8 protein-coding genes are annotated in these 11,843 nt (G+C 64.9%); 6 read left to right on the forward strand and 2 right to left on the reverse strand.

Features of this window, described 5'->3' with window-relative positions; all coding sequences use genetic code 11:
- Window positions 1-96 precede the first annotated feature (96 nt).
- Both K1X11_RS04495 and eno read left to right on the forward strand, forming a co-directional pair.
- Window positions 97-1,122 carry an ankyrin repeat domain-containing protein gene (locus tag K1X11_RS04495; RefSeq protein ID WP_221031752.1) on the forward strand — a complete coding sequence of 342 codons (1,026 nt, stop codon included), beginning with the start codon at window positions 97-99 and terminating at the stop codon, window positions 1,120-1,122.
- A 169-nt stretch (window positions 1,123-1,291) separates the two neighbouring features.
- Window positions 1,292-2,605 (forward strand): phosphopyruvate hydratase, encoded by a 1,314-nt coding sequence (gene eno / locus K1X11_RS04500; protein ID WP_221031753.1) that lies wholly within the window; start codon window positions 1,292-1,294, stop codon window positions 2,603-2,605.
- A 79-nt stretch (window positions 2,606-2,684) separates the two neighbouring features.
- Here eno and K1X11_RS04505 read toward each other — a convergent pair whose 3' ends face one another.
- Complete coding sequence (locus K1X11_RS04505) at window positions 2,685-4,304, reverse strand: exosortase/archaeosortase family protein (protein WP_221031754.1); 1,620 nt, start codon at window positions 4,302-4,304, stop codon at window positions 2,685-2,687.
- A 151-nt stretch (window positions 4,305-4,455) separates the two neighbouring features.
- Here K1X11_RS04505 and K1X11_RS04510 point away from each other — a divergent pair, with 151 nt between their 5' ends.
- The 3 genes from K1X11_RS04510 to K1X11_RS04520 all read left to right on the forward strand — a co-directional run bounded on the left by K1X11_RS04510 (window position 4,456) and on the right by K1X11_RS04520 (window position 8,354).
- Complete coding sequence (locus tag K1X11_RS04510) at window positions 4,456-6,168, forward strand: hypothetical protein (protein WP_221031755.1); 1,713 nt, start codon at window positions 4,456-4,458, stop codon at window positions 6,166-6,168.
- A gap of 80 nt (window positions 6,169-6,248) precedes the next feature.
- Entirely contained in the window at window positions 6,249-7,403 is a 1,155-nt protein-coding gene (locus K1X11_RS04515) for a collagen-binding domain-containing protein (RefSeq protein WP_221031756.1), read from the forward strand.
- A gap of 117 nt (window positions 7,404-7,520) precedes the next feature.
- Window positions 7,521-8,354: a DUF4097 family beta strand repeat-containing protein gene (locus K1X11_RS04520; RefSeq protein WP_221031757.1), complete on the forward strand. Its 834-nt coding sequence runs from the start codon at window positions 7,521-7,523 to the stop codon at window positions 8,352-8,354.
- A 32-nt stretch (window positions 8,355-8,386) separates the two neighbouring features.
- Here K1X11_RS04520 and K1X11_RS04525 read toward each other — a convergent pair whose 3' ends face one another.
- The gene (locus tag K1X11_RS04525; protein WP_221031758.1) at window positions 8,387-9,982 is read right to left on the reverse strand and encodes an exosortase/archaeosortase family protein; all 1,596 of its coding nucleotides are present in this window, start codon (window positions 9,980-9,982) and stop codon (window positions 8,387-8,389) included.
- Between the two features lie 99 nt (window positions 9,983-10,081).
- Between K1X11_RS04525 and K1X11_RS04530 the strand changes: the two genes are divergently transcribed.
- A complete protein-coding gene (locus tag K1X11_RS04530; RefSeq protein WP_221031759.1) occupies window positions 10,082-11,839 on the forward strand; it encodes a tetratricopeptide repeat protein in 1,758 nt (585 codons plus the stop codon).
- Window positions 11,840-11,843 lie beyond the last annotated feature (4 nt).

Below are 11,843 nucleotides of genomic sequence, written 5' to 3' on the forward strand. Positions count from 1 at the left end.
TGCCTCTCATTGGCAAACTCTAAAGCGAGCCGCCCTCGCCCTGTTTTTTGTTTTGCGTCCTGTTTACGAGCACAGAACTCTCCCCTCACCAGCAGCATGGATAACAAGGAACTTCACGCAGCGCTGCGCAATGGCTCGATCACCGCCACGGAATTGGCCGCGATTGACCCCGCAGATTTCCTGGTGCCGAACGCGGCCGGCAGCACCCCGCTGCACACCGCCGCACGTTATGGTCGCTTGGCCGACCTGCCCACCACCGTGCTCACCGCCGAAAACATGCTGGTGAAAAACGACTCGGGTTACACTCCGCTGCATCACGCTGCGATGGGTGAAACGCTCGCCCAGGTGCCTGCCTCCTTGCTGAAGCACGACCACCTGCTCACGCGCAGCAACAGCGGCTACACCGTCTACCACGCCGCCGCCAGCAACGGCTGCCTCGGCTCACTTCCCGCCGAACTGCTCACCACCGAACTCATCACGACGCGCAACGACCTCGGCCAAAACCTCCTCCACGAGGCCGCCGAACAAGGTTCGCTGGATCGATTCCCGCCCCAATTCATCACCGCCGAGCTACTCGCCACCACCAACGCCAGTGGCGAAACCGTCATTCACGTTGCCGCTCTCAACGGCCACCTTGATCAGATCCCGGCCGAGCTGCTCACCGAGGAAGCCCTGCTCCGCAAAACCCACTCCGGCGACACCGTGCTGCACGCCGCCGCCATCGCCGGCAACCTGCGCCAGATCCCCGACGCCTGCCTGATCCACGACAATCTCATCATCGCCTCCAAGGCCGGCTTCACCGCCATCCACGCCGCCGCCGAAACCGGCCAGCTCGACCACATTCCCGCCGAGCACTTCACGCCGGACCTGTTGCTGCATCGTAACGACCACGGCGACACCCCCCTGCACGCGGCGGCCTACGAGGGCCACCTCGACCAGATCCCGGAACATCTTTTCACGCCCGAGCTCCTGCAGTCGCGCAACTACAATGGCGTGACCGTCCTGCGCACCGCCATCGTGCGCGGCTTCGACAAACAACTGCCCGCCGCCCTGCAACCCAAACCGCCCAGCGGTTTGCGCCGCACCCTCGAAAAGTGGGGCCTGCTTCGACCGCAGTATTAAACCGCGCGTGCTAGCGCGGCCCACCGCGCACCGCCCCGCCACCACGGCACTTCGCATATCTTGGCGTCCAATCCGCAGGCGTCCTCTTTGGACTTCCCTCGCCCGCCCCCTGTGCTTCACTGCTGGTTCGCGCCGCGTCCGGCGTTTCAACTGAAAACCCTTTCACCTCATGAATACCACCATCACTGCCATCAACGCCCGTGAGATCATCGATTCCCGCGGCAACCCGACCGTTGAGGTCGACGTGAAACTCGCCGACGGCACCCTGGGCCGCGCCGCTGTTCCCTCCGGTGCGTCCACCGGTGAAAACGAGGCTCTCGAGCTCCGCGACGGCGCCGTCAAGGGCCTCAAGGGCGCCAAGGCCAAGGCCGCCTCCGCGCGCTACCTCGGCAAGGGCGTGCAGACCGCCGTGGCCAACGTGAAGGGCTCCATCGCTGAGACCCTCATCGGCTTCGATGCCTGCGATCAGGTCGGCGTCGACACCGCCATGCTCAAGCTCGACGGCACCAAGACCAAGTCGAAGCTCGGCGCCAACGCCATCCTCGGCGTCTCCCTCGCCACCGCCCACGCCGCCGCCGCCTCCCTCGGCCAGCCCCTCTACAAGTATCTCGGCGGCCCGAACGCCAAGGTTCTCCCGGTGCCGATGATGAACATCATGAACGGCGGCGCGCACTCCGATGCCCCGATCGACTTCCAAGAGTTCATGATCCGTCCGGTGAACTTCAACACCTTCTCCGACGCTCTCCGCGCCGGCGCCGAAGTGTTCCACGCCCTCAAGTCCGTGCTCAAGGCCAAGGGCCTCCAGACCGCCGTCGGTGACGAAGGTGGTTTCGCCCCCAACCTCGCCTCCACCACCGACGCCCTCGATGCCATCGCCGAGGCCGTGAAGAAGGCCGGTTACAAGCTGGGCAAGGACATCATGCTCGCCCTCGACGTCGCCTCCTCCGAGTTCTACGACAAGAAGAAGAAGAAATACGTCTTCAAGAAGTCCTCCGGTCAGGAGTTCTCCGGTGATGAGTTCGTCTCCTACTACAAAGAGCTCGTCGCCAAGTATCCGATCGACTCCATCGAAGACGGTTGCGACGAAGGCGACTGGGACACCTGGAAGAAGCTCACCGACGCCATCGGCGACAAGTGCCAGCTCGTCGGCGACGACCTCTTCGTCACCAACGTCGACTTCCTCAAGAAGGGCATCTCCCTCGGCGTGGCCAACTCCATCCTCGTGAAGGTCAACCAAATCGGCTCCCTCACCGAGACCCTCGACGCCGTCGAACTCGCTCACAAGAACAAGTATACCGCCGTCATCTCCCACCGCTCCGGTGAGACCGAGGACACCACCATCGCCGACATCGCGGTGGCCCTCAACGCCGGCCAGATCAAGACCGGCTCCGCTTCCCGCACCGACCGCGTCGCGAAATACAACCAGCTCCTCCGCATCGAAGAGGAACTCGGCGCTTCCGCGATCTACGCCGGCCTGCTCTGAGCTTCGGATTAGAACCCTTCGTTCTTCGCTTTTTCAGCCGGTCCCATCACGGGGCCGGCTTTTTATTGGGTCCCGGCGATCATGACCCGTCCGCCACCAGCGGGCTGCGCTCGAGCACCCTCGCCATTTCGCGCTGCAACCACGCCACGGCCGCCGCATCACTGGCGGCGTCCTGCAGCGCCACCACCACCCGATCGATCTGGGCTTCGCGCTCGCGCTGCAGCACGCGATCCAGTCGCGCGTGAACTATGCCTCTGGCTCCACTTAAACCCAAACGCCCCAAAGGCTCATTCTGCCGCGCATCCCAAAGCAGGTTAAACACGTGCTGCGTGTGACCGCGGGTTTCGAAGACGTAGGCCGCAAACGGCAAATGGGCGCCATCGACATCCACCACGACCGGCGGCAGTTCGCGCACCATCCGCCCACCGATCGCCGGCATGCAGATCTCCGGACCGTGCCCGGCTGCCGCCCCCGCCCGATCCTGCGCGTCATCTATCCAACGCAAAACCATCGCGACCGCCCCGCCACTACCGCCTCCGCTGGCACGCCACGAGAGCTGTTCCGCCTCGCTGCACTGCAACATTTCCAGCACGCGATCCTCAATTTCCAAGCCGGTCCAGCCGGGCACGGTCTCCAAATACCAATGACGTGTCGGCTCGTCCTGTCGGCCGCCGCCATACCACCATTGCGTGCCCACCTCGGCGAGCACCACCACGAGTGTCGCGGTCACTAATGCCACCCGCGAAACCCGCGGAATCGCTTCAGTCCTCCGCTTCGGCGCGACGTCCACCTTCGCCGCTTCCGCCGCTTTGGCCACGCGATTGGCGTCCCACCAAACCACCGCCAGCGTCACCACCAAGGCCACGATTCCGAGCGGGTCGTGCCACTGGTCTCCCGCGGTCGCGCCGCCGTCCTCGATCTTCCACGTGAGCACCAGTGTGCGCCCCAAATTACTGACCCAGGCCACCACCAGCGCGACGACCACGATCCGAATGCGACCGCTGACTCTCAACTGAAACAACTCTCCAAAAAGCCAACCGATCATCCAAACCGCCTGCAGGGATCGCAATCCGCTGCACGCCGCCTCCACGCCGATCAAACCTGACTCCACTTCGATGACGTTGCCACGCACCACTGCCGCTTTGCCCGCCAACGACAACACCTCGGCGGCGATTTGCGCGTTGGACTGCATCAGCCATTGCATGACCGGCTCGCGCAACATCGTCGGCCACGCGATCGCCGTGTGCATAAAAAACAGCGCAAAGCCGGCCCACCGACACGCCGCCCATCCCCCCATCACCCAGAGCGCGCCCAGGGTCGCGACGATAGCCGCCCCCAACGCGCCCCACTGTGCGGTCGGCCACAAGCGATTGGCCTCCAGCACGGGCATCACCATCAGCACACCGCCAAGGCCCAACGCATAACCCCACCAGCCCCAGCTTCGGCCACGCGTTCTTTGGGCCGCTGTAGTCACCACTGAAATTTCAGCACGCCGCAGCCACAGTCCGTAGATCGCCAACAGCGGCACCAACGGACCGTGCAGCAAATCTTCGTCCACCGCCCATGCTGTCCGCCATCGCCAGACCACCGGTATCCAAACAATCGCTACAAGCGTGACCCAACCGCTTACGGTCCAGCGCCCTCTCGCGTCATTCGCCAGACGAATCGCGGGGAAGTTTTGGGATTCGGGAGCCGACATTGGCGCGATGTTTTCGAGCACCCATCCGGGTTAGCGCAAGCCGGCTTCGTCGCCGGCAACATTTTCACGCCGCCGCGGCACTTTTGCTCGAACCTTTTCGCCAAGTAGGGGGTCAACCATGCGGCACCCGAACTGCTCAGCTACTTTTCCGATGCGTCTTCTGCCGCCGTCCTGGCGTGAACGATTTGAATCTTACCTCACCCGCCTCTCCGCTGGTGAACGCGCGCGCGTGGGGGGATTGGTCGTTCTGGTGGCCTGCGCCATCTTGGCGATACCGGCATGGAAACTCCTCTCCCCGGTCTGGCGTGACTGGCGCGTCAACCGCGCCCTCGAGCAAGCCTCCGCCTCCGCCGAAGCCGGCAACTACCGCGCCCTGTTGCTCCACCTGCAACGCGCCTCGCAACTCGCCCCGAGTAACCTGGAAGTGTGGAGCGAGACCGCCGGTTACCTCTCCGCTCTCGGTCAACCCGATACGCTCGTCGCCTACGAAAACCTGCTGCGCCTCGGCCAGAACGACGTCGACACCCACTACCAACTCGCTCGCGAAGCGCTGCGCTTCGACTCGCCCGAACGCGCCCGAGACGCGCTCGCTTCGCTGCAGTCCACTCCCGACCTTACCCGCCATCAACTCACCGCCGCCGTCGCGCTGCGTTTGAACGAGCCGTGGGTCGCCTTGGCCGAGCTGCAAGCGGCCCTGGCCCTCGCCCCGGATAACCCGGAGGTTCGCTACAACCTGAGTGTGCTCCAACTAAACCTGCCCGACGCTCACGACGAAGCGCAGGCCCGACTACTGGATCTTCGCCACAACGCCGACTACGTCGTGCGTGCCTCGGTCGCGTTACTGCGCGACGCCGGCCGCCAGCGCGACGCGACGACCGCCTCCACGGTGATCACCGGCTTGGTTGGCGACCGCGCCAACACCTACCCCGACTCCGACCAACTCTTCGCGGCCTTCCTGCAAACGTTGCAATCACGCGCCACCACCCAACCCACCGATGTCGCCACGGTTGCCCGTTGGATGGTTGAAATCGGTCGCGTCGATTCCGCTCTTGAATGGATCACGACCCTGCCCACCGCAACCGACCCCTCCGCGGAACTGGCGCCACTCACCGCCGAACTCGCTCTGCGCGCCCGCCGCCTCGATGTCGCCGCGCCGCTGCTCATGCAGGGCACTCTCGGACCACTCGCTCCTGAGACCGTCGTGCTCGCCCTCGCGGCTCAAGAGCAACTGCGCATGAACAAAATCGACCGCGCTCAGTTCACGTGGAGTGATGCCGTCACCCAAGCCAACGCGGCTCCCTCCGTCGCCCAGCTCCGCACCCTGGCGCGCATCGCCGCGACCGGGAGCAACAACGAGCTGAGCCTGGCACCGCTGCAGAGCATTCTGAAACGCGACCCCACGGACACCTGGGCATTCACCACTTTGCTCGGCCATTTCACCACGACCGACCGCCGTCGCGACCTGCAGGAGTTGCTCGACGAACGTCTGCTTCACCAGCCCTCCGATTTGATCGCGCTGCAATGGGCTGTCCGCCTCCACGCGACCAGCCCGATCAAGTCCGCGACCTTATCCGATCCCGTGTCCCGCGCGCTGTCCACGGCGCCAGCCGATTCGCCGGTCACCCTCTTCTGCCGGGCGCTACTCGTTCAACGCCAGCACCACACCTCGGACGCCGCCGCGATCTGGCAACAAGTCCCCGCCGCGGCCCTCACCCTGCCTGAGTTCCGGCACTGGGGCGCCGTGATCGCGGTCGCTGCCGGCGACACCGCCACCGCTCGTCTGCTCCTGGCGGATCCGCCTTCAACCAAGTTGCTCAACGCGGAACGCGAGCAACACCTCCAACTCCTGCGTCAGCTGCAGTGACCCCGAGTCACGCGAACTTTTTTCATACTCGCGGCTCCCTATTGACAATCGTCCCACTTCCCTCGTTAGGTTCAATCATCATGAGGAAATCACCCTATACCGGGCTTATGGTCGCCGCATCCGTTTCCATCGGCGCCGCGACTGCGTTGGGCCAAGTCTCGCTCGAATCGGACATCGCCCAACTCGATTCCTACCTCCGAAACTACAATCTCATCAGCTTCGGCAACGCCTCCTTTGCGGGCTCACAGGACACCCACGGTGGTCTCGCGGTAGCCGGCGACCTCTTCCTCGGCTCCGGCACCGATGTTGCCCAACGCGACGATCTTTTTGGTCTTTCCAGTGATCCGACCCTCTACGTGGGCGGTCAACTCACCACCAACGGCACCGTGCATCTCGAGAACGGTTACGCCGCCCTCCCCGGACTCTCCGGCAGTTGGAGCTACGACAGCGTAACCCAGCGACTCAGCAACAACGGCAACAGCACCCTGCTGAGTTCTTCCAACGCCTACGGCGGCGGCACCACGCTCGCCGGCAGTGACCCCCGCGGCAACCCCACCCCGGCCGATTGGGATTGGAGCGCCATGTCCACCGCGGTCACCGGTATCTCCACCAACATCGCCAACGCCACCGCCAACGGCACGATGTCCCTCAACAGCGGCGCCCTCACCTTCGACGCGGGTGCCATCACCGAAGGTGTTGTGGTCTTCGATCTCGATCTCAGCCGCTTCAACAACGTTGTCTACGACTTCAACGACGACGGCGTCTTCGAGTTCAATTCCGAGAAAGTCGACCGCATCGTCATGAACATACCGGACGACGTGGTCTTCGCCATCAACGTCCGCAACGGCACCGACGGCGACGTGCTCTTCGGTAACTCCATCGGCATCAATTTTAACGGCGGCGACAACATGGACCAGTTGCTCTGGAACATCGTGCCCGACTCCGATCCGCTCACCACCGACTCCATGTCACTCGGCGGAGGCGCGTCCTTCTACGGCACCGTGCTCGCGCCCCTCGTCGACTTGAGCAACATCGGCAACGTCGCCCCCAACGGCCAAATCATAGCGGCCAACTACTCCCACAATGCCAACGCCGAGCTCCACTACGTCGGCTTTGATGCTCCCGTCAGCTTCTCCGCCGTGCCGGAGCCCCGCACCTGGAGTTTGATCGCGCTGGCTTTCGCCGCCGTGGCCATGGAGTTTCACCGCCGCCGCCGCCGCCGAATCGAGGCCTGAACGACGCCTCCCGCTCCACCCGATTCCCCCCCCCCGACTGCGCCGCTGAAATTTCAGCGGCGTTTTTCTTGGATTTCTTTGCAACTTCGACCGGGGGCGGCGGGTTCTTCCCATAACATGCTCCGCAAACTCCTGCTCCCCGCCCTTCTCCTGCTCACGCCGGCGTTTACCTTCGCCAAGATCAACCGCGAGGTTGAGCGCAGCTTCACGGTGCGTCCCGGCTCGGAAATCAAAGTCGATATCTCCGGCGGCTCCATCAAGGCCGAGATCGTGCGCGGCGACACCGCCTCGCTCACCCTGCACCAAACCTTTCACACCAACGACGAGCGCGACATCGCCGAAATCCTCGAGCGCTATAAAATCACCTTCGAACAGCAGGGTGACGACGTGGTGCTCGATATCGAATCCGCCAAGAGCGGCGGCTGGTTCTCCGGTTGGTCCAAGAAAAACCGCGCCAGCTTTAAGGTGACGCTCACCTGCCCCGACTACGTCGACCTCAACCTCGACACCTCCGGCGGCTCCATCTCCGTCGATGGTGAAGTCACCGGCGACCTTATCGCCGATACCTCGGGTGGTTCGATCAACGTCACCGGCGGCACCGGCTACCTCAACCTCGACACTTCCGGTGGCTCCATCTCCGTCAAACGCGCCCTCGGCCGCGTCCGCGCCGATACCTCCGGCGGCTCCATTCGCATCAACTACGTCGGCCCCGATGTCGAAGACGTGAACGCCGACACTTCCGGTGGCTCCATCAAAATCGGTCTCGATCCGGACGGCAGCTACGACCTTTACGCCGACACCTCTGGCGGCCGCGTCACCATCGACGAACTTGCCATCACCCCTCACAAGATCACCCGCACCCACGCCGAGGGTGAGATCAACGGCGGCGGTGCCCGCGTCCGCGCCGACACCTCAGGCGGCTCCATCACCATCTACGCCGCCGATCAATAAGCACGCCCGCCGCGCTCCCTGGAAAAAGTTACTCAGCCCCGTCGCTGCTTGCCCACCGTGGGCTTGAGCAGCCGCGGGGCTTCTCTTTGCAACCACGCCACCGCGGCCGGCACGGAGTAATCGCCCTCCAGCACCAACACGACGCGATCGCGATCGGCATAACGTTGGCTAGCCCAGACTCGCGCGAGCCGTTCGTCCTCCACCGTCACTCCGCGTTGCGCGCGCGGCATCGACTCGCCTCGCATCGCGTCCCACACCGCGTTGAAGACCGTCTGCACCCGCCCCTGCGTTTCGAAACGATAGACATCGAAGATCAACTCCCGCGCGCCCAGCTTCAGCGCCACCTCGCCGGGTTGATCGAGCAACCGCCCCCCCACCGCCGGCATGCACACCGAAGGGTCGTGGGAATTGGTCAGTGAACTCGCCGCGGTTTGATCATTTTCCCACCGGAAAATCGCCGCCAGAGCCGCCGTGCGACTGCTGGCCGAGGTCTGCAACTGCCGCGCACTGGTGCACAACAAAATCTCTCGCGTGGTCTCATGCACCGCTTCTGCCACCCAATCGGCCGAAGGGTCGCACAACTCCCAACGTTGCGTCACCACCGCGTCCTGCCCGCGTTCATACCAATGCCGCACCGCCACCTCGACCAGGAGAGTTTCGAGTAACACGGCCAACAGCGCCGGACGCCACACACGCGGCCACGCCCCCGGAGTCGCGGCGATCGGCGCGGCCGCTTTCGACCGCGTGAACCGACCCGCCTCCCACTGCGCATACACCACCGCCACCACCAAGGTGCCGATGAGCACGGCCATGCCGGCCTCGTCGTGCCAGACCTCGTTGGCGTGCAGTCCCTCCACCCCGATCCGCCAGGTCAAAAACACCGTGCGCATCACATTGCCGACCAATGCCGCGATCACCACGACCGCCAGCACGCGTAGTCGGCCCGCCACGCTCAGCAGATGCAGCTCCCCAAAAAAGAGGCCAAACATCCACACCGCCTGCAGCGATCGTAGTCCGGCACAAGCTTGCTCCACCCCCACCAAACCCGACGCCACTTCGATAACGTTGCCACGCACCACCGCCGGATAACCCAGCAGCGATACGATTTCCGCCGCCATCTCCGCGTGCGACTCGGTCAGCACCGAAACCACCGCCGTGCGCACAAACGTCGGCCACGACAACGCCGTGAACATAAACAAAACCGGAAAGGCATAATGCCGCACCCGCGGCCACCCACCCGACCAATACAACACCCCCAAGCTGCCGGCCGTCGCGAACCCCGCCCCCACCCACTGCGCCTTCGGCCAGAGCGCATTGATCTCCAGCACGAGCGCCATGGCCCAGCAGCCCACCAGGCTCACGATCAAAACCACGATTCCAATCCACGCCGTTCCAACCTTCCGGCCTCCGGTCCGTTCCCCGACCCGCGCACGCTGCCACGCCAGATAGAGCGCCAGGAATGGCACCGCCACCCCGTGCATGAGCTCCGGATCCGCCCCCCATGCTTCACGCAGGCGCCACAGGATCGGCCCCCACAGGCACGCCACCAGCAACCCCACCGACCAGCGGTCCGCGCTCACCTCACGCCCCCGCTCGGGCGCCGCGACTGTTTCGATCTGGGATGACATTCAAGACTGGGCGAAATCCGCCGATAAACAGGGAGGAATCCCCTTCATGTATCGCCACATCCACTTCCCGATTGAGGCTAAATCCGGGGGACCGTCACCGTGATCGCCCGCTGGCAACGCCACTGGCACCTCTACTGGACCGGCTTCACCCACCGCCAACAGATCGCCGCCACCGCCGCAGCGGTCACCGCCCTGCTGGGCCTCGCACTCTGGCCCGTCGTGCAATTCTGGGGACTGCCTCGCCTGCAAACGTGGCGCGTCGACCGCACCCTCGCCCAGGCCAACGCCTTCGCCGCCGAGCAGGACTACCGCAACGTCCTGCTCGCCATCCGCCGGGCCTCCCAACTGGGCTCGCAAGACGTCGCCGTGTGGCGACGCATCGCCGATTATCTCACCCAACTCGGCTCCCCCGAGGCCCTGCAAGCCCGCCAGACTGTCACCGCCCTCGACCCGACCGACCTCCACGCCCGGGTGGAACTCGCCCAGACCGCCCTGCTCTTCGGCGATTACAAAACCTCCCAATCGGCCCTCGAGGCTGCCAAGGCCCTCGCGCCCTCCAGCACCACCTATCAGGAAGCCGCTGCCACCCTCGCGCTCTACTTGGGCGACGTTGATCAACTGAAAACCAATCTCACCGCCCTCGTCTCAGCCGACCCGTCCAACACACAGGCCGCCTACGACCTCGCCATCGCTCGCCTCTGGAGCCCCGACGCCACCGAACGTCGCAACGGCCTCGATACCCTCACCGTCCTCCTCGCCCAGCCCGAGCTGCGGGTGCGCGTCACCCTCGACCTGCTCAAGGACACCGCCCGCAACCAAGACCAACCCCAACTCGTCGCCCTCTTTCCGCACCTCGTCGACGCGCTCGACTACCCCACTGCCTTCACCGCCCGCACCACCAACCTCAACACCCTCATCCTCGGCCTCAAAACCACGGCACTCGACGACCCGGCCGACGTCGCCCGAGTCGCCGATTGGCTCGCCGATATCCGCCTCGGCCGGGACGCCCTGCAGTGGGTGCATACCCTGCCCGCCGAACTCCGCGAACACCCGCGCGTCGCCGAGATCGCCGCCGAGATCTCCCTGCGCGAGGGCATCCCGGCCGCCTCCGCTCATTACCTGCTGCAAAACGCCTTCGGTGACCTGCCGCCTGAAGCCGCCGTGCTCGCAACCGGCGCCCGCCAACTCGAAGCCCACAACCGCCTCGCCGCCGCTCAGGCCGCCTGGGACGAAGCCATCAATCTCGCCTCCGATGCCCGCGATCCCAACGCCCTGCGGGTCCTCGCCCGCGTCGGGGCTCTCTGGGGACGCAACGATTGGACTCAACAGGCCCTGCGCGCGGCCCTCAAACGCAACCCCAACGCATTCTGGGCCTACGCCGGCCTCCGAGACCAACTGCTCGCAGCCGACAACGCCAACGCCCTGTGGAAACTCTACCAGCAATGGATCGAACGGCAGCCAGACGATCTCACCGTTGTCATTCAGTGGATACGCCTGGGCACCTCGCTGCCCCAAGTCCCGACCGAACTCGAACGCGAGGCCACCCGTCGCCTCCTCGCCCTGCCCGCGAGTCCGCGCCGCGATGCCGCGCTCGCCGGGTGGCACCATCTCCACGGCGAAACCGCCCTTGCCCGCGAGCTGCTCCAGCGCGCCGGCAACGTGGTCGACCGCGAACCCGACGCCGCCTACTGGGCCGCTTTGATCGACCGCCCCCTCGACCCGAACCGCCGCTTCCCCGCCCTCTCCCGCCTGCTCCTCACCTACGAGGAACGCCGCCAGCTCTCCACCGACGACGACATGCCCGTCGGTGCTCCCCGCCCCGTCTCCACCAATTCCCACTCTCTGCACGTGAGGTAACTCC

Origin of the sequence: Actomonas aquatica (assembly GCF_019679435.2) — a bacterium.
GTDB lineage: Bacteria > Verrucomicrobiota > Verrucomicrobiia > Opitutales > Opitutaceae > Actomonas > Actomonas aquatica.

What these genes read in the sequence shown, in the direction of transcription:
- K1X11_RS04495 (WP_221031752.1), top strand. Translation starts at nt 97, where the DNA reads ATGGATAACAAGGAACTTCACGCAGCGCTGCGCAATGGCTCGATCACC.
- K1X11_RS04510 (WP_221031755.1), top strand. Translation starts at nt 4,456, where the DNA reads ATGCGTCTTCTGCCGCCGTCCTGGCGTGAACGATTTGAATCTTACCTC.
- eno (WP_221031753.1), top strand. Translation starts at nt 1,292, where the DNA reads ATGAATACCACCATCACTGCCATCAACGCCCGTGAGATCATCGATTCC.
- K1X11_RS04505 (WP_221031754.1), bottom strand. Translation starts at nt 4,304, where the DNA reads ATGTCGGCTCCCGAATCCCAAAACTTCCCCGCGATTCGTCTGGCGAAT.
- K1X11_RS04525 (WP_221031758.1), bottom strand. Translation starts at nt 9,982, where the DNA reads ATGTCATCCCAGATCGAAACAGTCGCGGCGCCCGAGCGGGGGCGTGAG.
- K1X11_RS04515 (WP_221031756.1), top strand. Translation starts at nt 6,249, where the DNA reads ATGAGGAAATCACCCTATACCGGGCTTATGGTCGCCGCATCCGTTTCC.
- K1X11_RS04520 (WP_221031757.1), top strand. Translation starts at nt 7,521, where the DNA reads ATGCTCCGCAAACTCCTGCTCCCCGCCCTTCTCCTGCTCACGCCGGCG.